Source organism: Sphaerisporangium viridialbum, assembly GCF_049674955.1.
In the GTDB taxonomy this organism is placed as follows: Bacteria; Actinomycetota; Actinomycetes; order Streptosporangiales; family Streptosporangiaceae; genus Sphaerisporangium; species Sphaerisporangium viridialbum.
Map to the genome: position 1 here is coordinate 1,004,229 of NZ_CP187232.1, position 20,988 is coordinate 1,025,216.

General features: G+C 67.5%; 18 protein-coding genes, 1 tRNA gene and 2 pseudogenes. 12 read left to right on the top strand and 9 right to left on the bottom strand.

The window, feature by feature from the left end; translation table 11 throughout:
- The first annotated feature begins 23 nt into the window (after positions 1-23).
- The gene (locus ACOZ38_RS04645; RefSeq protein WP_424528967.1) at positions 24-893 is read left to right on the top strand and encodes a LysR substrate-binding domain-containing protein; all 870 of its coding nucleotides are present in this window, start codon (positions 24-26) and stop codon (positions 891-893) included.
- Positions 894-901: 8 nt separating this feature from the next.
- Here ACOZ38_RS04645 and ACOZ38_RS04650 read toward each other — a convergent pair.
- Together ACOZ38_RS04650 and ACOZ38_RS04655 are read right to left on the bottom strand one after the other, a co-directional pair.
- Positions 902-1,075: pseudogene (locus tag ACOZ38_RS04650) on the bottom strand (MerR family transcriptional regulator); the annotation flags it as partial.
- 314 nt (positions 1,076-1,389) lie between these two features.
- Positions 1,390-1,863 carry a carboxymuconolactone decarboxylase family protein gene (locus ACOZ38_RS04655; RefSeq protein WP_424528968.1) on the bottom strand — a complete coding sequence of 158 codons (474 nt, stop codon included), beginning with the start codon at positions 1,861-1,863 and terminating at the stop codon, positions 1,390-1,392.
- 669 nt (positions 1,864-2,532) lie between these two features.
- Between ACOZ38_RS04655 and ACOZ38_RS04660 the strand changes: the two genes are divergently transcribed.
- Together ACOZ38_RS04660 and ACOZ38_RS04665 are read left to right on the top strand one after the other, a co-directional pair.
- Complete coding sequence (locus ACOZ38_RS04660; RefSeq protein WP_424528969.1) at positions 2,533-3,336, top strand: inositol monophosphatase family protein; 804 nt, start codon at positions 2,533-2,535, stop codon at positions 3,334-3,336.
- A gap of 308 nt (positions 3,337-3,644) precedes the next feature.
- The gene (locus ACOZ38_RS04665) at positions 3,645-4,925 is read left to right on the top strand and encodes a hypothetical protein (RefSeq protein WP_424528970.1); all 1,281 of its coding nucleotides are present in this window, start codon (positions 3,645-3,647) and stop codon (positions 4,923-4,925) included.
- Here the strand turns inward: ACOZ38_RS04665 and ACOZ38_RS04670 are convergent.
- Positions 4,922-6,387, bottom strand: a protein-coding gene (locus ACOZ38_RS04670) for an IS3 family transposase (protein ID WP_424528971.1) whose coding sequence is annotated in 2 segments (ribosomal slippage) — positions 4,922-6,048 and positions 6,048-6,387 — 1,467 coding nt in all. Because the reading frame shifts where the segments join, the coding sequence is not laid out codon by codon here. The two genes, ACOZ38_RS04665 and ACOZ38_RS04670, sit on opposite strands and share 4 nt — an antisense overlap.
- A gap of 533 nt (positions 6,388-6,920) precedes the next feature.
- On the opposite strand from ACOZ38_RS04670, the gene ACOZ38_RS04675 reads away from it, so the two are divergent.
- Positions 6,921-7,301: a hypothetical protein gene (locus ACOZ38_RS04675; protein ID WP_424528972.1), complete on the top strand. Its 381-nt coding sequence runs from the start codon at positions 6,921-6,923 to the stop codon at positions 7,299-7,301.
- Positions 7,302-7,632: 331 nt separating this feature from the next.
- Here ACOZ38_RS04675 and ACOZ38_RS04680 read toward each other — a convergent pair whose 3' ends face one another.
- The gene (locus ACOZ38_RS04680; RefSeq protein ID WP_424528973.1) at positions 7,633-8,307 is read right to left on the bottom strand and encodes a hypothetical protein; all 675 of its coding nucleotides are present in this window, start codon (positions 8,305-8,307) and stop codon (positions 7,633-7,635) included.
- Positions 8,308-8,718: 411 nt separating this feature from the next.
- Between ACOZ38_RS04680 and ACOZ38_RS04685 the strand changes: the two genes are divergently transcribed.
- The 4 genes from ACOZ38_RS04685 (at position 8,719) to ACOZ38_RS04700 (ending at position 10,846) form a co-directional block, all read left to right on the top strand.
- Positions 8,719-9,009 (top strand): type II toxin-antitoxin system RelE/ParE family toxin, encoded by a 291-nt coding sequence (locus ACOZ38_RS04685; protein WP_424528974.1) that lies wholly within the window; start codon positions 8,719-8,721, stop codon positions 9,007-9,009.
- 568 nt (positions 9,010-9,577) lie between these two features.
- Positions 9,578-9,823, top strand: a complete 246-nt coding sequence (locus tag ACOZ38_RS04690; protein ID WP_358552672.1) for a hypothetical protein — start codon at positions 9,578-9,580, stop codon at positions 9,821-9,823.
- The gene (locus ACOZ38_RS04695) at positions 9,820-10,245 is read left to right on the top strand and encodes a type II toxin-antitoxin system VapC family toxin (protein ID WP_424528975.1); all 426 of its coding nucleotides are present in this window, start codon (positions 9,820-9,822) and stop codon (positions 10,243-10,245) included. The genes ACOZ38_RS04690 and ACOZ38_RS04695 overlap by 4 nt, the downstream gene beginning before the upstream one ends.
- A 259-nt stretch (positions 10,246-10,504) precedes the next feature.
- Complete coding sequence (locus ACOZ38_RS04700; RefSeq protein ID WP_424528976.1) at positions 10,505-10,846, top strand: hypothetical protein; 342 nt, start codon at positions 10,505-10,507, stop codon at positions 10,844-10,846.
- A gap of 213 nt (positions 10,847-11,059) precedes the next feature.
- Here ACOZ38_RS04700 and tnpA read toward each other — a convergent pair.
- Positions 11,060-11,341, bottom strand: a pseudogene (gene tnpA / locus ACOZ38_RS04705) (IS200/IS605 family transposase); the annotation flags it as partial.
- Here tnpA and ACOZ38_RS04710 point away from each other — a divergent pair.
- Complete coding sequence (locus ACOZ38_RS04710; protein WP_424528977.1) at positions 11,301-11,549, top strand: zinc ribbon domain-containing protein; 249 nt, start codon at positions 11,301-11,303, stop codon at positions 11,547-11,549. The pseudogene tnpA and the gene ACOZ38_RS04710 overlap by 41 nt on opposite strands.
- A 46-nt stretch (positions 11,550-11,595) precedes the next feature.
- Here the strand turns inward: ACOZ38_RS04710 and ACOZ38_RS04715 are convergent, their stop codons facing one another.
- The 3 genes from ACOZ38_RS04715 to ACOZ38_RS04725 all read right to left on the bottom strand — a co-directional run bounded on the left by ACOZ38_RS04715 (position 11,596) and on the right by ACOZ38_RS04725 (position 14,001).
- Complete coding sequence (locus ACOZ38_RS04715) at positions 11,596-12,501, bottom strand: helix-turn-helix domain-containing protein (RefSeq protein WP_424528978.1); 906 nt, start codon at positions 12,499-12,501, stop codon at positions 11,596-11,598.
- Positions 12,498-13,256: a phytanoyl-CoA dioxygenase family protein gene (locus ACOZ38_RS04720; protein ID WP_424528979.1), complete on the bottom strand. Its 759-nt coding sequence runs from the start codon at positions 13,254-13,256 to the stop codon at positions 12,498-12,500. Before ACOZ38_RS04720 ends, ACOZ38_RS04715 begins: the two co-directional genes overlap by 4 nt.
- 671 nt (positions 13,257-13,927) lie before the next feature.
- A tRNA-Gly gene (locus ACOZ38_RS04725) sits at positions 13,928-14,001 on the bottom strand.
- A gap of 257 nt (positions 14,002-14,258) precedes the next feature.
- On the opposite strand from ACOZ38_RS04725, the gene dcd reads away from it, so the two are divergent.
- From dcd to ACOZ38_RS04740, 3 genes are all read left to right on the top strand, one after another.
- Positions 14,259-14,834, top strand: coding sequence for a dCTP deaminase (dcd, locus tag ACOZ38_RS04730; RefSeq protein WP_405144276.1), 576 nt, complete (start codon positions 14,259-14,261; stop codon positions 14,832-14,834).
- Positions 14,835-15,507: 673 nt separating this feature from the next.
- Complete coding sequence (locus ACOZ38_RS04735; RefSeq protein ID WP_405144277.1) at positions 15,508-16,125, top strand: DUF47 domain-containing protein; 618 nt, start codon at positions 15,508-15,510, stop codon at positions 16,123-16,125.
- Entirely contained in the window at positions 16,126-17,124 is a 999-nt protein-coding gene (locus ACOZ38_RS04740) for an anion permease (protein ID WP_424528980.1), read from the top strand.
- A gap of 51 nt (positions 17,125-17,175) precedes the next feature.
- Here the strand turns inward: ACOZ38_RS04740 and ACOZ38_RS04745 are convergent, their stop codons facing one another.
- A complete protein-coding gene (locus ACOZ38_RS04745; protein ID WP_424528981.1) occupies positions 17,176-20,949 on the bottom strand; it encodes a tetratricopeptide repeat protein in 3,774 nt (1,257 codons plus the stop codon).
- Between the last annotated feature and the right edge of the window lie 39 nt (positions 20,950-20,988).

Below are 20,988 nucleotides of genomic sequence, written 5' to 3' on the forward strand. Positions count from 1 at the left end.
TTTTCCTACGATATGCATAGGTCATGCCTATCAACCCCACCCACCTGCGGGCGTTTCACGCGGTCGCGGCTCACGGCGGCTTTGTCCGAGCCGCCACGCATATCGGTGTCAGCCAGCCGACACTGTCGGAGCAAGTGCGGGCGCTAGAGCGGGCGCACGGAGTCCTGCTCTTCGAGCGCCACGGACGCCGGACCGCACTGACCCCACTGGGCGAGCGTCTGCACGCGATTAGCCGGCGCCTGTTCGACCTGGAGGCCGAGGCCGAGCTGTGCCTGACCGACGCGGAGCAGCTGCGCGCGGGCCGGCTCCGCGTGGCCGCCGACTCGCCGGCATACGCCATGCCGCTGCTCGCGGCCGTAGCGGAGCGGTTCCCCGGCGTCCACACCACCCTCTCGACCGGCAACGCCGGCCGCGTCCTGACCGACCTGCACGCGCACCGGGCCGACATCGCCTACGTCGCGAACGTCGAGCCCGACCCAAGGATGGTGTCGTGGCCGCTGTTCCACACATCGCTTGTCGCAGTCGTCGCTCCCGGGCACCCGTGGGAGCAGCGCGGCCAGATCACGGCCGGGGAGCTCGCCGCCGTCCGGCTCGTCACAAGGGAGCCCGGCTCCATGACCCGGCAGACGTTCCAGCATGCCCTAGCGAAGACCCAGCTGGTCCTCACCGACGTCTTGGAGGTCGACAGCCGCGAGGCCGTGTTGGCGGCGGCCGCCTTCGGCGTCGGCGTGGGCCTCGTCGCCGAGGACGAACTGCCCACCAACGCACAACTCACAGGACTGCGCATCGAAGGGCTCGAGCTCACCATCACCGAGCACCTGGTCTGCCTAGCCGAGCGACGCGACCTCACCGTCGTACGCGCCGCCTGCGACCTGGCGCTGTCGCTTGCCTAGCCCAGGTTGCCGGCCGCTTGCCCGTAATGCCGCTGGATCAGCTGGACGCGGTCGACCGCGTCGTCCTGATACTGCCGCTGGCCGCTGGGGCTGCGTTCCGAAACCAGCAGGTGCTGTTCCTCGTAGTACCGCAGCGCCCGCACGCTCACGCCCACCCTGACGGCCAGCTCGCCGATGCGCATCAGCGCCTCCTGGAGGGCGACAAGGTCGATCCCGCTGATGTCGTACGCACCGCACTCGATGGCATCGAGGCGGGCAAGATCGAGGTCGTCGTCGACGAGTGGAGCGCTCACGTCAAGGCCTCCTTGGCTGCCGATAGGCGATCGAAAACAGCAGCGGCCGCAGCTCCTCGAACTCTTCGACCTTGCTCACGCGGGATCCCCTCCCCTTGAAGCATCTTCTGTTGAAGATCCGGGCCACCGGCAGGCCAGAGTAACGCCCCCGAGCCCGGGGCCCGGAGCCCGCAGCCGGACCCCGAGCCAGTTGCTGATGCCGTTCAGTGGAACTGCCCGGGCTCGTAGTTGCCGGCCGGCTGCTGGGTGATGATGTTCAGCCGGTTCGCCGTGTTCATGAAGGAGATCAGGATGACCAGGGCGGTGAGCTGCTCCTTGTCGTAGTGCTTGGCGGCGTACGCCCACACCTCGTCGCTGACCCCGCCGGCGGCATCCGCGACCCGGGTGCCCTTCTCCGCCAGCTCCAGCGCGGCACGCTCGGCCTCGGTGAAGACCGTGGCCTCCCGCCACGCCGCGACCAGGTTCAGCCGGACCGAGGTCTCGCCGGCAGCGGCGGCCTCTTTGGTGTGCATGTCGATGCAGACGGCGCAGCCGTTGATCTGACTTACGCGAAGCGCCACCAGCTCCTGCGTGGCGGTCGGCAGCGGCGAGTCCTTGAGCGCCTTGCCCGCCGACATGAAGTACTTGAGAACCTTGCTGGCGGTCGGGTCGGCGAAGTAGTTCAGTCGCGCGTCCATGGTGTGCTCCTCTGTGGTCGTCGGTGGCTACACCCCCTGAGACGAGGTAGCCCGACCCCCTGTGACATGGATGCATGTGACCTGCGTCTCCCGGCCTCAGTGCAGCGGCGCGGCGCTGGGATCGGCGAGTTGGCTCGGTACGGCGGGTGCGGCGGCTCGGCGCTGCTGCCGTCCGGGACCGGCCTCCAGGCCGCGTGCCCGGGCGGCGGGCAAGTGGCGGGCCGCTGTACGGCGGCGCGGCGCGCCGCCGCTTGAAAGCCGGACGGCGCATCGTCGGCATCCCGCAAGCGATCATTCCAGCGCTCCGCGAACACCTCGCTACGTTCGTCAAACCGGAACCCGGCGCGCTGATCTTCTCTGGGATCAAGGGGGGGCCGGCTTCGGCGTAGCGGCTTCAACCGGCTCACCTCGTGGGGGAAGCCGTTCGGGCCATCGGGGCGGAGGGCCTCCATGTTCACGATCTCCGGCACACCGGAAACATGATCGCAGCAGAGCCCGCGCTGTCAGCTTGGGGATCGGCTACTGATCCTCCCTCTGTGAGCTGGGAACGGGGATGCAGCTCAGCGGTGGTCGAGTGACCGTGAGACCCGTGAGACCCCGCTGACCCCGCCCGTTCTGGCACGCGATCAAGTGCGAGCTCAGTGGACGTGACCCGTCTATCCTTCGCGCATGCTGATCAGAGACGAGGAAGTGGCCCTCAAGGCAGCGCAAGCCGGAGCTGGTGTCGTGGCGGCCATGTACGGCGCATCGCTGACGCGCTTCCCGAAATCCGCGGGTGACTTTGCTACGGCTGCTGACATTGCAGCGGAGAACACCATTCTTGACGTTATTCGCACCGCCCGACCAGACGACGCTGTGACGGGTGAGGAGAGCGGACGCACGGGTCCAGGAGGTGCGGAGCGCATGTGGCTGGTCGACCCCCTGTGCGGCACGCTGAACTACGCCGCGCGGAGCATGCTGGTAGCGGTGAACGTCGCCCTGCGCGTGGGTTCGGACATCACGGTGGCGGCCTCAGCCGATCCGTTCGCCGAAGAGGTTTTCTGGACGAACGGCGATCACGCGTACCTCCGCCACGACGGCGTGGACGAGCGACTCACACCATCGCCCGATTCGCGACTGGTGGATGTCAACCTCGATCCACCGTTCCCGAACGAACCGAGCTTCCGGGCTGTGCGTCTGCTTGCCGACACAGGGTTCATCGAGCAATTTCGCCCGCGTGTCGTCTCCACCACCCTGGCAGTGGCCTGGGTCGCCTCCGGCCGGCGAGCCGCGTACGTCACTGACGGCCATCTACAGGACAGCGTGCACTTCGCCAGCGGGATCGCGTTGTGCCAGGCCGCCGGATGTGTGGTGACCGGCTTACAGGGTCAGCCACTGCACACCGGTGTGGGCGGGCTTGTCGTGGCCGCCGACCGGGAGACGCACGCTGCCTTGCTGGAACTGATCGCCAACCAGTTCCCTTCTGGTCGGTAGGTTTGCCGGAAAGAGGCCGAAGAATGACCGATCAGGGCATCGAGTTTCCCCAGTACCGCCTATCTCTCCTTGGCGACCGGGGACGCCGCACATCGAGTCGCGAATGTAGTAGTCCCAGACCTGGTTTGGCCAAGCCGGTCGCCGAACGCTCGACCTGATCAAGCAAACGCATGCTTGACGATCACGGCGATATGCGATCTCTTAGGTGAAGCGGCTGGACCTCATGGAGATCTTGACGCCATCGGTGCGGCATGTTGTGATCCAAATATCCGTTATTTCATGCTTGTTTAGTAGGAAATGAGGGAGTTGTGAGGGTTCTCTGGCGTGCCGCCGCGATGGCCGCGCTCATGGTGGGCGCGGTCGGCATCCAAGTCGTCCAGGGCGGAGCGGTGCAGGCGGCCCTGCCCACCGCCGCCGTCGCGCTCGGCGACAGTTTCATCAGCGGGGAGGGCGCGGGGGACTACCAGCCCGTCGTCGACGCCTCCGGGACGGCACAGGCCTTCCCCGGCTGGTCGGCGGCCAACAGCAACGCCTACTTCTGCCACCGGTCGGCGAACGCCTCGTTGATCAAGGCGTCACTCCCCGGCATTCAGGACCGCTTCAACCTCGCGTGCTCCGGCGGCCAGCCCGCCGACATCGCCAACCCCTCCAGCGCCCGCGCCAATGGCCGCTCCGTTGCCTCGCAACTCGACCAGTTACGTGCCGTCGCCCAGACCCACGACATCGACGTCGTCCTCATCGGCCTCGGCTCCAACAACGCCCAGTTCACCTTCGGCGACGTGGCCACGCTGTGTGCCAACCGCTTCATCGCCGACGCCTGGACGGGCTGGTGGGAGTTCTGGGCCTACCTGGGCGGCCCGGTGCCGCAGGAGCCCTGCACCGTCTCGGACCTGGCCACCGATGCCGAGGTCGCCGCCGCCACCACCGAGACCACCGCCGCCCTGCGCCAGATCCTCGACACCCTCGACCAAATCGACGCCGACGGTGCCCACCCTGTAGTCCTGCAGACCTACACCAACCCGCTGCCGCTCGACGTCGCCCCGCAGTACCGGGACGAGGACGGCCGCACCGACACCCGCGACAAGTTCCGCGCCCTCGGCGCCGAGCGGTACGCCGCCGGCTGCCCGATCCACCGCGCGAGCCTCGCCCCCGGGCACGTGTTCTCCCAGAACCTCGGCTCCCTGGTCAAGAACGCCTTCACCACACTGGCGGCCGAGCGCCCGACGGCCGACCTGCGCGTGCTGGACGTCCAGAAGGCTTTCGACGGAGCCCGGCTCTGCGAGAACCCCGGCAGCCCGACGGGCGCGCTCGCCACGCCGCTCCGGGTGCAGGACGGGCCGTCCGGCACGCCCATCACCAGCCTGTCCGGCTGGGACAAGATCGGTATCCAGCGGCTGGCGAACACCTGCGTCACCTACTTCCAGACCTGCCAGGAGTCGTGGCACCCCAACGCCGCGGGCCACGCCGTCCTCGGCCAGTGCCTGACCGGCGCCCTCACCATCGCGCCCCGCACGATCGTCACGTGCGCCCGAAACGCGAACGGCACGCCGGAACCTGTCAATTTGATCAAGGCAGCTGAGATGGTCTAATTCTGTGTCAGCTTTTCTTGTTCGTCCTTGTGGTCGAGGTTGTTGGGCTTGTTGATCCATGCCGGTCCGGGAAGGTCGGGCGGGGTGGGCATGCCGCCGGAGGCGAACCGCTCGGGATGGGTGGCCTGGGCGGCGACCAGGATGCGGGCGCGCCGATCGCGGACGATGTCGGCCTGGCCGTAGTGCACGTCGGCGGGATGGTGGTAGCCGATCCCGGAGTGGTAGTGATCGTGGTTGTACCAGGCGTAGAACTCCTGGCAGAAGACGCGAGCGTCCTGGATCGAGCCGAAGTGGCCGGGGAAGGCCGGGCAGTACTTCAGCGTCTTGAAGCTCGCTTCGACGTGCGGGTTGTCGTTGCTTGTCTTGGGACGGCTGTGCGACTTGGCCACGCCCAGGTCGATGAGCAATTCGGCGACGGTCTTGGACTTCATCGACGAGCCGCGGTCGGCGTGCAGGGTGAGCGTGCCGGGGTCGATGGCCTGCTTGGCCGCCGTGGCCTTGATGAGCCGCTTGGCCAGCTCGGCCGACTCGCGAGAGGCGACCATCCAGCCGACGACGCAGCGACTGTAGATGTCGATGATCGTGTACAGGTGGTACCAGACGCCTTTGCCCGGGCCGCGCAGCTTGGTGATGTCCCAGGCCCACACCCGGTTGGGCGCCTCAGCGAACAGCTCGGGAATCGTCTTGGGCGGATGGGTGGCGTGACGTCGCCGATCACGGCCGACCTCGCCGTGCTCGCGCAAGATCCGGTACATCGTGGACTCAGAGGCCAGGTAGGTGCCCTCGTCCAGCAACGTGAAGTACGCCGTGGCCGGCGCCGCGTCGGCGAACCGCTCGTTGAGTACGGTGCGGACGTGGTCGCGCTCGCCCTGCGATAGCGCCGCGGGATGTGGCTTGCGTGGGGTGAGCGGGCGCGTGGGAGCGGGGCTCCTGCGGTTCTTGCGGTACCAGTTGGCCTGTGGCACCCCGGCCGCCGCACATGCCTTGCGACACCCGAGCAGCGGGGTCAACTCCTCGATCGCCTCGGCTTGGGCGGCGTCGATGAGCTCGGTCACTGCTCGCCCCGACTCGTCGAACTCTCGCTGCCGGTGGCGAGCTGATCCAGCAGCGCGAAGAGCTTTCCCTGCACCTCGATCACCTGGCGGGTCTTGCCGAGTTCGGCACGCAGCCGCTCGACCTCCCCCTCCAGCTCCCCGATCTTCTTATCGCGCGGGTCGGCTTTGGGGCGACCGACCGGCCGGGCCAGCGCCTCGGCCGCGCCGTGGTCTCGGGCCGTCCTCCAGCTGGAGATCAGCGATGAGTACAGGCCCTCCCTGCGCATCAGCGCGCCTTTGCCGGCCTTGTCGAGCTGGTCGTACTCCTCCAGGATCCGGGCCTTGTACGCCGCCGAGTACCGGCGGACCGCTGCACGCTCACGCACCTGCGGGTCAGGGATCTGCGGATCCGATTTGCCTGCTCCCACGAAGGGATGTCTCCTTCCCCGCCCTCAGCACAGAGTTTTATGCCTGTTTGCTACCTCTGTCTAGTTTGGCAGGGAGGGCGCTCACCATCTCCTGACGTCTCCTCTCGATGCGCGATAGCGCGCGCCCAGCCTCCGCGGGGTCGCGCGTTCCTCGTCGCTCACCGTCAGCTCAGCTTTCGGGCGCCAAGATCAACTGATCTGGCACGAATCTGGCACGCGAGTGAGAATGGGCGCTGAAAAAAAACGGCCCGGGTCGGGATCATGGTCCTGACCTGGGCCTTCGTGTGTGAGCGGGTGATGGAAATCGAACCCGCGCTGTCGGCTTGGGAAGTGCATCGATCACGGCACGTGGGTCGGCTGAACTGGGCGTTCGGCTGGCCGTGAGTGACCGTGATTGACCCCTCGTCACCTGGCTAATGGCCCGACGATCGGCCCCGTGACCACTTCTTTCATGCGCGGCACGCACACCTCGCCCGCCTGACTATCCGAAGTTGGAGCACCAACCGGAGGCTGTGGGTTGTATGGTCGCCCGCATGGATTCGCAGTATGCCATTGATGCTCGACACATCTGGAAGACCCATGTACCGCGTCGGGGGCAGGCGGACAGTGTCCAGGGCGAGTTGCTGCGGGCGGTGGAAAAACTCAGGGACGAGGCTCAGCGCAACGGCAACGTGAACTGGGACGAGCACCACGAGCGTCTCGTGGTCTACCTGCGTGAGAAGCTCATCGGGTCAGGGTTATTCAGTGCGGAGACCTTGAAGAGGCTGGCCGTGGATCTGGATCGCTTGGCCGACTTTGAGCAGCCGCTCACCGATGATGAGCCCTTCGACCGCATTACGTATCGCGTTGTTGACTGGTGCCGCGCTCATCCTGAGCCCGTGCTCCATAAGCATGACCCTGATCTGCTGCGCTAAGCGCAGTGGTTGGAGCGGGTGACGAGAATCGAACCCGCGCTGTCGGCTTGGGAAGTGTATGCATCACGGCTTGTAGGGGCGCTGAGCTGGGCTTCGGGCCGGTCGTGAGTGACCGTGGTTGGCCCCTCGTCACCCTGTCTAATTGCACGCCAATTGCACGATGATCAGGCCACGACGTGGGGATCCCTCACGTGATGCCATACGCGATCGGTCTTCCGGTGCGGTAACAAAGCTACCCATACCAGGCTCTGTGTGTGGATCAAGCCGTGTGCCCTGGTGCCGCCGTGGGGTGGCTGCCAGCTGACGCAGTCAGCGCTCATCGGTGCTTCGGCTAGACCGCGGTCAGGTGAAACATTGTGGCCAGTTCGTCGGCCAAGTTGGCGACGTTTCGAGAGCCGTCGACACGCAGGACCGGCAGATCGAGTTCGAGGGCCTGGCGTCGCGCCTCTTCATCCCACAGTTCGTCGCGGGCCAGTCGCTTCGCCAATGCGATGGCATGGTCGCTGTTTCCCCAGTTGGCTTGTGCTCGGGCTGGATCGGCGAATCGGGCGACCAATGCCCGGCGACGGAATTCGGGTGTCGGCAGGAGAAAGGCGGCTTGCTCACGCCGCTTCAGCAGTGGCGCGACATCGCCGGGCAGGGTACGGAAGTCGTCAACGAGCACGGGACGGTCGGCGGGCAGGGTAAGCAAGTCTTCGATGACGAATCCGAATGTCTCGCCGTGCAGGCTGGGCATGGCCTGGAAGATCTCCTCCGCGGTGCGGCCCGTCCATCTGTGTTCCAGGGGAGTCCGCAGCAACGCGCATAGGTAGGGCTGTTGCTGCGGGGTGCACCGGTCGATGTAGCCACGTTCGGCGTGGTCGCCGTCATACACGAGCGCGCCATGCCGTTCGGCCAAGACCCGGGTGAGGGTGCTCTTGCCGGCGCCGGTACCGCCAGCGATCCAGCGGACATGCGCGAGCCGACGAGCGAGATCAGCAGAGTCGTACTGGCTGAAGATGGTCATGCCCAGCAGTCTCACGAGTCTGAGCAGCCAAAAACAGTCTTGTTCTTGCACCCTGGCGCCGGTGAAGATCGAAGGAGTGGGCCGGCTTCTCGCCTCGGGTGTGGGGCGGGAATCAAACCCGCGCTGTCAGCTTGGGAAGTACATCGATCACCGCACGTAGGGCCGCTGACCTGGGCGGTAGGCCGGTCCCGAGTGACCGTGGTTGACCCCTCGTATACCGGGGTTAATGGCACGCTAATGGCACGACGGTCAGACCGTGGAGTCGGGCTTGGGCGCACCGCCTGGACTTCGCCTGTCTGATCATCCCGTCTGCCGTCGACCGCCCGAAGGGGAAGCGGGACAGGGCCAGGGGGTCAAGGTGGACCGCCCCACCGGACGAACGACCTTGACCCCCCGTTCTACCAGCGGGTTATGCGGAACGTAGACGACTACCTCGTCACTGACGGCATCCCTGATGGGGATCACGTGAAGAAGCTGAAGGATGCCGAAGGTGTGCACGAGCTGCGTTTTGCTCTCGACCGCACGACCTGGCGGTTGACCTTCTGGAAGCCATCCAACAAGGTGATCGTGGTATTGACGGTCTTCCGCAAGACCCAGGACGGGACGCAGACAGCCGACATCGACCGAGCGATCGCTGCTAAGAAGCGGTGCGAGGCAGAGCACGACCTAACCACCACGCACGTGTTCGAGAGGAGCGCATGATGGGTCACAGTCGTTGGGAAACCTACAAGGCGAAGCGTCTGCGCGAGATGGAAGCGGATGCGCAGTCCCACCCCGAATATGAGCAGGCGGGCCGTGACCTGGAGCTCGGAGACCAGTTGAGTGAGATCCGTAAGCGCCGAGGCCTGTCTCAGAAGGTCGTAGCGGAGCTGCTCCTCCGGCAGTGGCGGTCCTCCGCCGCGACAGGCTTGCTCGGGAGTCGTCAGCGCTAAGGGAACTAGGAAGGCCCAGCTCTAGATCGCATTCTTGAGCTGGGCCGTGGTGTTGGAGCGGGTGACGGGAATCGAACCCGCGCTGTCAGCTTGGGAAGTACATCGATCACCGCACGTAGGGCCACTGACCTGGGCCCCAGGCCGGTCCTGAGTGACCGCGGTTGACCCCTCGTCACCCTGGTTAATGGCTCGAGGATCAGCCCATGCCCTTGCACCCGTCATGCGGACGGGTACGGCGCGGACCTCGATGCAGAGCTTCCTGCCGACGAAGTGACAGCGCAGCCGACCAGAGGGCGTGTCACTGACGCAAGCAGAATCGCTTGCGTAGACTCTTGGCCATGAGCGCTGGGCATGCGCATGAGGAGCTTCATCACCTGGTGGACCGGCTGTCGCCGGACCAGGCGCGTCGTCTCCTGCGTTTGGTGAAGACAGATCCTGACTTGGCTGAGGTGGCGGAGGAGGAATCGTCTGAGCCGGTTCGTCGTCGGCGGTTGTCGATCGCGGGGATTGGTGCCTCCGGTGAAGGGGATCTGTCCGAACGGGTCGAAGATCTGCTGGCGGAGCGGTTCAATCGGTCAACGTGACTGCCACGCTCTTGGACACAGGCCCTTTGATCGCTGTCGTCGATCGAGATGACAAGCACCATGCCTCATGCGTGAGTCTCCTTGAAGAGTTGGAGGGGCCGCTCCTGCTGCCTTCGACTATCTTGATCGAGGCCGGATGGACCATTAACAGGCACATGGGACCTCGCGTGCATGCGCAGTTTCTTGATCTGGCGACCGAGGAGTTTGAACTAGTCGACCTGGTGCCAGCCGATGTGCGGAGAATGGCAGAACTTGTCCGCGCCTACCGAGACGCTCGACTGGACCCCGCTGACGTGTCCCTGGTTGCCATCGCGGAACGACTAAATGTCACTCAGATTGCGACGCTGGACCGGCGTGACTTCACGCTGATCCGCCCTCGACATGTGCCAGCGTTCACGCTTCTACCGGAAGTGCTTCGCTGACCTGGTCAAATACGCGTGGAGCGGGTGACGGGAATCGAACCCGCGCTGTCAACTTGGGAATCGGCTGACTCCCTCTGAGCTGGGGAACAGGGGGTGCTGCTCAGCGCGGGTCGAGTCCCCGTGACTCCCTGTCAGTTCCCGCTGATCGCCGTTCAATCTGGCACGCATCTGGCACGCGACCCGGGATGGCGCGAGTCCTTCCGAAGCCTAAGCTTCGTGATCCCAGAAGCGGCAATAGCGACAGAGTCGGGTATGACGCATGGAACTGCAGGTCCGCCCCGACACGGGTGACTTCAAGGACCTCCCGGCCGTCTTCTCGGTCTACGGTCGATCGGTCGTTGAGGTGTTTCCAGACTTCGGTGCGCCGTTCGCTGGGGCCTCACCTGAGCTGCGTGATCAGACGGTCCGTCTAGAGGTGAAGTTCGGTCACAAGAAGAAGTGGAAGACCGTCCTTAAGTTCAAGCTCCGTCTGAGCCGGGTCACCGACCCCCACGTGTACATCGCATATAGCAACGATCCGGATCTGGTATCTCCCGAAGACATTAAGAGTGCCTATCCCGGCTGCGGCGGAACCGAAACGCACGCCAAGGTCCCCGCGTGAGCGGCTCTGGACACCGTCACTGACCTGCCCGAACCGGCTTAGCGTGCGATCCGGTTCCGTTGCAGGTCCACCCCCTACCCCAATGATCCGTCGGCACCCCGTGGGTAGGCGCTGGCCCGCGTTGGAGATCGCTACCGGAATGCGGGCTAGTGCTCCGGCCTTCAGGCCGGGGGTGAAGGCCCGCGCGGGAGGGCCGCCAGGCCCGAGCGTGCTCTAGGCCGGGCGGTTTTGCTGCTCGATGTACTGGCGCACGATCGACAACGGCGCACCGCCGACGCTCCCGGCGAAGTAGGACCCCGACCACAGCTTGTTGGCCCGGTAGTAGTGGGCGGCCAGGTCGGGGAACTCTTGGCGCATCCGCCGGGACGCCACCCCCTTCAGTGAGTTGACCAGCTTGGACAGGGCGACCTTGGGCGGGAAGTTGACCAGCAGGCGGACGTGATTGTCCCCGCCGTTGAACTCGGCCAGTTCGGTTTCGAAGTCCGCGCACACCTCAAAGACCTGCCACCGGTGCGGTCACCGCGACCGGGCCAGCCGCAACAAAACCGTGTTCGCCTGCGTTAATCCCGCGTGCGGGTGGGTCGGCCATGCCGACACCAACGCCGCGATCAACATCAACAACACCGCAGGGCTTGCGGTGTCAGGGCGTGGAGACCTCGGGGCTACCCGGTCTGTGAAGCGTCAACCCCCGCGCGCCGCTTAACCGCGACGCGACGGGAGAATCCCCGGCCTTCAGGTTGGGGAGGAGGTCAAAGGTGCAGGGTTCCGCTGCGGGCGCGGTGCTCAAGCGGTGAGTGTCCGTGCAGGCGGCGGAAAGCCGTGCTGAAGGCGCGGACGTCGGGGTAGCCGCACGCCCTGGCCACCTCCGTCACCGTGGGACCCGTGTCTAGCAGCAGGGCGGCGGCCAGCTCGAGCCGCATCCTGCGCAGGGTCGCCATCAGGGACGCGCCTGTCTGCTCGCGAAACAGCCGCTCGGCGTGCCGTTCGGACAGGTGGACGGTGGCGGCCACATCCCTGACCCTGACCGGCCGGCACAGGTTGTCGGCGAGGTGCCGCCGCATCGCCGCCACCACCTGGGACGGCCGGTCCCTGGGAGGCGGCTCGACCTGCAGGTCGTCCTCGTTCGCGAACGCCCTGGCGGTGTCCACCACCAGCGCGGCGCCGAGACCGGCCAGGCCGGCGTCGTACCCGGACCGCACCGGGTCGGCGTACCCGGCGAGTGCGGTGACGACCTCGGCCAGTGAGCCGGTACGGCGCGACACCACGGGACCGGCGGGGTCGGTGAGGCCGGACCACCAGCCACGCTCGTCCGGACCCGGAGCCTCCCGGCCGCCCCGCAGGGTAAAGCCCCAGAAGGCGATGCCGAGCGGGTCCTCCCGGCTCGACTCGATCTCGTGCACATCACCCGGCCTGGCCAGGAACACCTCACCGGTGCCGACGTCATGGTGTTCCCCGCCGACGCTGAACCGGCCTGCACCGGTGTAGGCCAGGCAAACCTCGTGGAAGGAGTGCCGGTGCCAGTAGTTGCGCCAGGCGGGCTTGGTGTAGAACCCCCAGCTGACGAAGTCAGCCCTGAACCCTCCGACCTGGCAGGTGTCCAGCAGGCCGGTCAGGTCGGGCAGCCGACCGGCACCGGCCACGTCCGCCAAACTCAAGCCTGTCTCCTGCCTGTCGGGTCCACTCCCGACAGCATCATGCCCTGCCCCAGTGACGAGTCGTGCGCCTGGATCGCCAGCGGGTCGGCCGGGTCGCGGAACTGCACCAGCCAGGTGGTCCTGGCCTCGTCGCTGACGTTCACACCCGAGCCGTGAACGGTCAGGTAGGAGAAGAACAGCACGTCCCCCGCCTCCGCGGGCAGTGGCACCGCGGCCTCGAACGGTACGTCGGTGAGGTGATGGCCACCCTCGGGGTCGTGCTCCCGCGGCCCCTGGAGGTGGCTGCCCGGCACGACGCGGACGCAGCCCTTGTGCTCCGGCGCGTCGTCCAGGTGGAATATCGCGGCGCCGACCCGATGATGGGTGTGGGGGAAGAACGGGTGGTCCTGGTGCAACGGGAACGGCGAGCCGTTCTCCGGCGGTTTCACGAACAGTTTGGTGTGGTGCAGCTGTACGTTCGGCACCCCCAGCACGGCCGCGGCGACGGAGGTGAACCGCTCATCCACCAGCAACCGGGAGAACGCCGCCGCGTAGAACTGCGCGTCATGCAGGTGCTGCAGCCGCGTCGGCGCACCGGCCGCGAGCTCAGCGGCCGAACCCCAGGTCGGGTCCTCGTCTCGGTCCGGCTGCCCGAGCAGGTCATGGGCGACCCGGCGGTACGCCGCCGCCTCATCCCTGGTCAGCAGGCCCTTCACCAGAACGTACCCGTGCTCGGCGTAGTGGCCGGCGAGGGTTTGCAGATCAATCGTGGTCACGGTCGTCGCGTCCTCCTGTCGTGATCGATATCGACACTTCGTGATCGATATCGACACTTCGTGGTCGACAGCGACACTAGGAAGCCGGCGCTCGCCGCGACAGGCTCACAGCGGACAGCGATGTTCGTAAGACGGACAAGCGATCGGCGCTGCTCCGACCTGCCGAGGCGTCAGGCCTGGCCCTGCGCTCAAGAGTCCGAACAATGAGTTCACACGCCTTGCTGTCAGACCCCAGTCCACCCTGGACAAATCACACCGTGCCGCTACCTGCGGCGAAATCCCCCCGCCGGAGGCATCACCACGCGTGGCCGGCACCTGGCGGGCACTTCCAGCTCAGCCCGACACCCCTGTGAGCGGGACTCGTACTGTCGCCTGGCGGCCTTCCACTCGTCCGCGCCAGCCGTCCGGCGTTCTTTGCGCGCTGTCCGCCGGGAGCGCCAGCGGGAGGCGGCGGCGTGTGCCGTGACGGCGGCGCGTGCGGCCCGGTTAGGGCCGCCTTGATCTATCAGCACACCGCGATGGAGCGGGATCGGGCCATCGCTGACGCGCTCGGGAAGCTCGCCGAGGAAGCTCTCAAGAAGCAAGATCCGAGTGGATCGGGCACGCAGCGGGCACGGAAGAGCGATTAGCGCCCGGGTCAGGAATTATCCTCTGACCTGGGCCTTCGTGGTTGGAGCGGGTGACGGGAATCGAACCCGCGCTGTCAGCTTGGGAAGCTGATGTTCTGCCATTGAACTACACCCGCGTCGATCAGGTGACTGACGACGCACCTACTCTAGCGGAACTTCGGGCGTGTCACCTCCTCCCGGTGAAGTCCATGCGTGATCGGCGTCGGGGCGGTGAGGGGAGGGGTGGGCGGCCGTCTGGAGAGATGCGTGGCCGCCTGGCGAGACGGGTGGCCGCCAGGGGATGGATGGCCGCCAGGAGATGGGTGGCCGCCTGGAGATGGGTGGCCGCCTGGAGGGAGAGGTCCTTCGTCGTTCGCGTTGGTAGGTTGCTTAGGTGCTGCTATCCGATCGTGACATCTGCGCCGAGATCGAGTTGGAGAGGGTCAAGATTGACCCGTTTGACGTAGAGATGATCCAGCCGTCGAGCGTCGACGTGAGGCTCGATCGGTACTTCCGGGTGTTCGAGAACCACCGGTACCCCCACATCGATCCAGCGGTGGAGCAGCCCGAGCTGACGCGGCTGGTGGAGCCCGATGGGGACGAGCCGTTCATTCTGCACCCGGGGGAGTTCGTCCTGGCCTCCACGTACGAGGTGATCGGTCTTCCTGACGACATCGCCGGCAGGCTGGAAGGCAAGTCGAGCCTCGGGCGGCTCGGGCTGCTCACGCACTCGACGGCCGGCTTCATCGATCCGGGCTTCGAGGGGCACGTAACCCTTGAGCTCTCCAATGTCGCCACGCTGCCGATCAAGCTGTGGCCGGGGATGAAGATCGGGCAGCTGTGCATGTTCCGGCTCAGCTCTCCGGCCGAGCATCCGTACGGGAGCCTGAAGTACGGGTCGCGGTACCAAGGGCAGCGTGGGCCGACCCCGAGCCGGTCTTTCCTCAACTTCCACCGCACCCGGATGTGATCGCCGGCGGTTCGCCTCAGTACTACTGGCTTGAACGGCCGCGGCGGTCGCCACGCCAGTTCACGCCGACCGCCGCCATTGCCGGGCGGTCGCTGGGGATGCTCCTCGGGCCCGGTGGGGCTCTCGGGTGGGCCCTGTCGCTAGTGGGTCTTTGACGAGGGCGTACGGTGAGCGATACCCGCAAGAGCCCCAAGAGCCCCCAAAGCCCCCAAGGTGCGTCAAGAAGGGCATCAAGCCGCGCCAAAGGCCTCTACGGGGTCGCTGGTCGGGGGCGTGGTCCGGTGGACGACCCGCGATTCGGTGGTCACCGGTGCGCCCAGTGGGTGATGCTGGGGTCTGTGGTCGCGCCTGCGTCTTCGGGGAGAGGCGTGGCCGGGTGGTCGCGGGTGCCGTCTGTGGGTGATGCTTGGTTCGAGCGCGGGCCGGTCAGGGGCCGGCCGGTGCTCGTATGTGAGGTGCGTGGTTCGGAAGCCATCCGGGTTCGGGCCGCGCATCCGTCAGACCGGGAACATGCGTCGCGCATTTTGCGATGCCTCGGTGTCAACGTACGAACGGAGGGCAGCGCCTAGGAGAAGAGAAGGTTACAAGCGGGAGTGCATGTTACGAACTTCGCATTTCAGCCGGTACCCCTTACTCTTCTCTGCGGACCGTCCCCGCACATCTGGAGAACGACGTGCGCCTGCGTCTCACGCCTCGTGAGGACAGCTATTACGACTTGTTCGCCGACTCGGCGAACAACCTCGTCACCGCATCCCGTCTACTGGTGGAGATCATCAGCGACGGCTCGGACAGGGAAGCCCTGGCCGAGAAGATGCGTGCCTGCGAGCACGCGGGCGACGAGCGTACTCATGCGATCATGAACCGCCTCAACGAGAGCTTCATCACGCCGTTCGACCGCGAGGACATCTATCGTCTCGCGTCGAATCTCGACGACGTCATGGACTACATGGAGGCCGCCGCCGATCTCATCGGCCTCTACCAGATCGACCACCTCCCGAAGGAGGTCGTACGCCAGGTCGAGGTGCTGGAGCGGGCGGCGGAGCTGACCGCCGAGGCCATGCCCCGGCTCCGGTCGATGAGCAACCTCAACGAGTACTGGATCGAGATCAACCGCCTGGAGAACCAGGCCGACCAGGTCTACCGACGCCTGCTCGCCAAGCTCTTCGGCGGTGAGTACGACGCACTCACCGTCATGAAGATGAAGGAGGTCATCGACCAGCTTGAGATGGCCGCCGACGCCTTCGAGCACGTGGCGAACACGATCGAGTCGATCGCGGTCAAGGAAAGCTAAGTGGAGCTCGCACTTGTCATCGGCGTCATCGTCATAGCCCTGGTATTCGACTACACCAACGGCTTCCACGACGCCGCGAACGCGATCGCGACCTCGGTCTCGACCCGCGCTCTAACTCCCCGTGCCGCGCTCTTCATGGCCGCCGGCATGAACTTCGTCGGCGCGCACATCAGCACCGAGGTGGCCAGGACCGTCGGCACGGGCATCATCGAGCCGCCGACGGGCTCGCACGGCCTGGTCATCGTGGGTGCCGGTCTGATCGGCGCGATCACGTGGAACCTCATCACGTGGTACTTCGGACTGCCCTCGTCGAGCAGTCACGGGCTGATCGGCGGCCTGGTGGGGTCCGCTCTCGCCGCCTCCAGCACGATCCACTGGAGCGGTGTGGTGGAGAAGGTCGTCATCCCGATGGTCCTCTCCCCGATCGTCGGCTTCCTGCTGGGAGCCCTCATCATGATCGCCATTCTCTGGATCTTCCGGCGGGCGAACCCCCACAAGGCGGGCAAGAACTTCCGGTACGCCCAGACGGTCTCCGCCGCGGCCATGGCGCTCGGCCACGGCCTCCAGGACGCCCAGAAGACGATGGGCGTCATCTTCCTCGCGCTCTACACCGGCGGCTACGTCGCCGCCAAGGACCCGATCCCGCAGTGGGTCATTCTCGCGGCGGCCGCCGCGATCTCGCTGGGCACCTACTCGGGTGGCTGGCGCATCATGCGGACGCTGGGGCGCAGGATCATCCACCTCACCCCCGCGCAGGGGTTCGCGGCCGAGACGGCGGCCTCCATCGTGCTGTACACGATGGCCATCGCCGCCAAGGCGCCGATCTCCACCACCCACACGATCACCAGCGCCATCATGGGCGTCGGCGCGACCAAGCGCCTGTCGGCGGTCCGGTGGGGCGTCGCGGGGAACATCATCACGGCGTGGGTCCTCACCATCCCGGCGGCGGCGCTCGTGGCCGCGCTGTCCTACTTCATCCTCCACTGGATCGTGGAGTAAGCCCCCGGCACTGGATCGTGGAGTAGGCCCCCGGCCTCGAACGGGTAAGACTCAGGAGCCACCCAGCCAGCGCTCGATGTTGTGGATGCGCTGCTCACATTCCTGCACCTCGCGTACGTTGCCGATGGCCTCGTGCGACAGGCGCAGCGCGCGCAGCGCCTCCATCTGGCCGGAGTGGTTCCCGGTCTCGCGGTGGAGCCGTAGGTTCTCGTCCAGGTCGCGCAGCGCCCCCGCGTGGTCGCCGCGGTGCTGCGAGATCAACCCCAGCGTGTGCCGGCACGCCGCCTGCTCCCGCAGGTCACCCGCCTCCTTGACGATCTCCAGCGCTTCCCTCGCGTACTTCTCGGCCTCGTCGGGGCGGTCGAGGGCGAGGAAGATCCGCGCCAGGTTGTTGACGGCGGACCCCTCGTACTGCCGGTCGCCCGTCTCGCGGATCGCCCGAATGGCCTGCACGGCCTTGTCCAGGGCCTGCTCGGGCCTGCCCATGCGCAGCATGATGCGCGCCATGGTGTCCAGGCCGACGCCCATGCCGTCTCCGTGCCGTTCCCGGATGGACAGCGACGTCTCGGCGGCCCGGAGCGCGTCCTGCTGGAGCCCGAGCCGCGCGTACGTGCGTGCGAGGCCGCCGAGGGTGCGCGCCTCGCCGGTCGGTACGTCCAGCTCCCTCCACAGCTTGAGGGCCTGTAAGCCGTGCTGGAGGGCGTCCTCGTAGCGGGCCAGGCGCCGCAGGGTCCTGGAGAGGTTCTCCAGGTCCTGCGCCTCCCCGGCCCGGTCGGCGATCTCCCTGCGGATCTCCAGCGCGAGGTTGAGGTGCTCGCGCGACTCGGCGTACCGCCCGAGCTTGAAGTACACGACGCCGATGGCCGCCCGCGCCTCCGCCTCGCCCCGCTTGTGGCCGATCTCGTGCGCGAGCCGTACGGCGCGCCAGAGGCGGGACAGGGCCTCGGCGTGCGCGCCCTCGTCGCGCAGCAGCTTGCCGAGGATGATGAGGGTCTCGCCCTCGCCGTGCCGGTCGCCGCTGGCCCGGGAGACGCGCAGGGCGTGCTCGGCGTCGCGGCGGGCCAGGTCGCGCAGCCCGAGCTGCCGGTGGATGCGGGCCAGCTCGCGGTACGGGTCGGCGGACTGCGGCTCGTCGCCGAGGTCGAGGCGCATGGCCAGGTCGATGCGGAGCGACAACGCCTGCAACCCCCGGACGACGGCCTCGCGGGGCGCGCCCCAGAAGTAGTGCAGGCGTGCCAAGTTGAGCAGCGTCTCCGCCTCGCCGGCGCCGTCCTTGATCGCCCTGCGGATGCTCAGCGCCCGAAGCGCGTGGTCCTCGGCGCTGACGTACTCGCCGAGCCTGCGCAGGTTCTGCGAGATCGTGTCGAGCGCCTCGGCCTCGCCCGCCTTGTTGTCGGCCAGCCGGTGCAGGCGCAGGGACTCCTCCGAGTGCTCGATGGCCAGGCGGTAGCGGCCGAGCACGCCGCGCACGTCGGCCAGGTTGTCCAGGGCGTTGGCCTCCCCGAGGCTGTCGCCGAGCCGCCGGAAGCCCCATCGCGCGTCCTCGCCGTAGCTGAGCGCCTTGACGTTCTGGCCGATGCTGCGGTGGGCGATCGCGAGGTGGTGCAGCATCTGGGCGGTCGCGGGCCACTCGTCCACGGCCTGTGCCGACGCCAGCCCCGCCTTGTGCACGTCGATGACGTCCCTCATGTAGCCGCGCGAGGTCATGAAGTCGTACACCGCGTCGGCCAGGTTGAAGGCGTAGGAGTGCAGCCCGTGCCTGGCCGCCTGGTGCGCGGCGGCGACCACGTTCCTGCGCTCGCTCTCGAACCAGGTGAAGTGCCGCTCGCGCTCGGCGTCGGAGGTGGCGGGCGGCGAGACGGCGCGGTCGTGCAGGACGCGTCTCGGACGTCCGAGCGCGTCCCCGGCCCGCATCGCGGTGGCGAGGTAGTGCGTCAGCAGGCGCCGGACGGCCCCCGTCCGCTCGGACTCGCTGTCCTCCAGCAGCACGCGCTCCTTGGCGAAGACCAGGAGCAGGTCGTGCACCATGAACCGCTCGGCCCTGCCGTCGCCCGGATCCTCCTTGCCGGCGACCAGGTGCAGGCGGTCGAGGGCCCGCAGGCGGCGCAGGGTGTCGGGCACCGCTTCGTCAAGCAGCGCCGCGCAGGACTCGGCGCCGACGTCCGGGCCGGTCATCAGGCCGAGGTAGCGGAAGGTGCGGCGCAGGTCCGGGGGCAGCGCCCGGTAGGACACCTCGAAGGCCGGCCGTACGGCCGCGCGTGGCTCGTCGTCCTGCGCGAGCTTGGACAGCCGGTCCTGGCCGTCCAGGTCGCGCACGGTGTCGGCGATCTGCTCCGCGGGGTTCTCCACCAGCTTGGCTGCGGTGATCCGCAGGGCGAGCGGCAGCATGGCGCACTGCCGTACGAGCCGGGTGGCGTCCGACGGGTTCTCGCGGACCCGCGAGTCGCCGGGGCCGAGGACGGCGGCCATCAGCTGGACGGCCTCCTCCTCGGCCATGACGTCCAGCGGCAGCGGCTCGACGCCGTCGGCGCGGGTGAGCCCGGGCTGCCCGGCCAGCCTCGCCTGGGTGGTGACGAGCAGGAGGCACCGGTTGGAGGGCGGAATGAGCGGCCTGATCAGCTCGGGGTTCTCGCCTGCGTTCTCCACCACGATCAGCAGCCGCCGGTCGGCGAGCCGGCGCTGGTAGGCGGACACGAGCTCGTGCTCGTCCACCGGCATCTGGTGCCCGCTGACGCCGAGGCCGCGCAGCAGCTGCCCGATGGCCTCTGCGGTCGTCAGCGGCCGGCTGGGGGCGCCGTGCAGGTCCAGGTAGAGCTGGCCGCCGCTGAAGTGCTCGTCCTTCACCGACTGGCCCCAGTACGTCGCGAGGGCGGACTTGCCGACCCCCGCCATGCCCTCGACGATCACCGCGCGCGGACGGTTCGCCGCCGTGACCATGGTGTCCAGGGTCTGGATCGCGGCGCCCCTGCCGGTGAAGCACGGCACCACCGGGGGAAGCTGCGCCGGGCCCGTGCCGGTGGCGGGGATCCTGATCGCGGGGACCTGGCGCTTGGCGGCCGTCCTGCCGAGGGTCCCGTTGGCGATCAACGGGGCCGAGTCCCATTCGGCCGCCCACGGCCCGGCGACCGCGCGGAGGGCGTCCATGTCCTTCACCCGGATCGTCGACCCGTGCTGCTCGATGAGGTCGGTGTGCGGGTGGGCGCAGGTGGCGCGGGACCCCTTGGGCCGCCACACGTGGAACGCGCGGGCCACGGCGACGCGGTCGACCCCGGCGAAGCTCGCGAGGTCGGTCTGCGTGAGCGGCGGGCCGATCACCACGCCGGTGCCCGAGGGGCGTCCGAAGCGCAGGGCCAGCTCGATCAGATGGAGGGCGATCCTGGCCGGCGCGCGCACGCCGGGACCGGGGGCGCGCCGCCGGGCGACGAGCACGCGGCGGTGGCCGAGGCTCTTCATCAGCGCGGCCCCCGCGGACAGCTCCTCGGCCAGGAAGTTCACGAACCTGTCCTTGGGGACCTGCAGGGCCCGCACGGCGGTCATGGTCTCGATGCGCCCCCGGTGCGGCCAGTCCCAGAGGGCGAGCTCGCCCTCCAGGTGACCGGGGCCGAAGATCTCGATGAGGGACTCGTCGCCGTCGGCCGAGCCGTACACCTCCTTGGCGTATCCGTCGAGCAGGACGGTGACGCTGTCGGGCAGGGCGTCGCGGTCGCCGAGGGTCTCGCGGGCGGCGAACTCCCTGACCCAGCCGATGGCGTGCAGCGACTCGCGTTCGATGTGGCCGAGAAGGGACCAGAACGTGCCAGGTCCGCCGGGGTTGAAGTTGGTCACGTAGTGCCTCGCTGTGCTTGTCGGCGGCGGGGCGGGCAC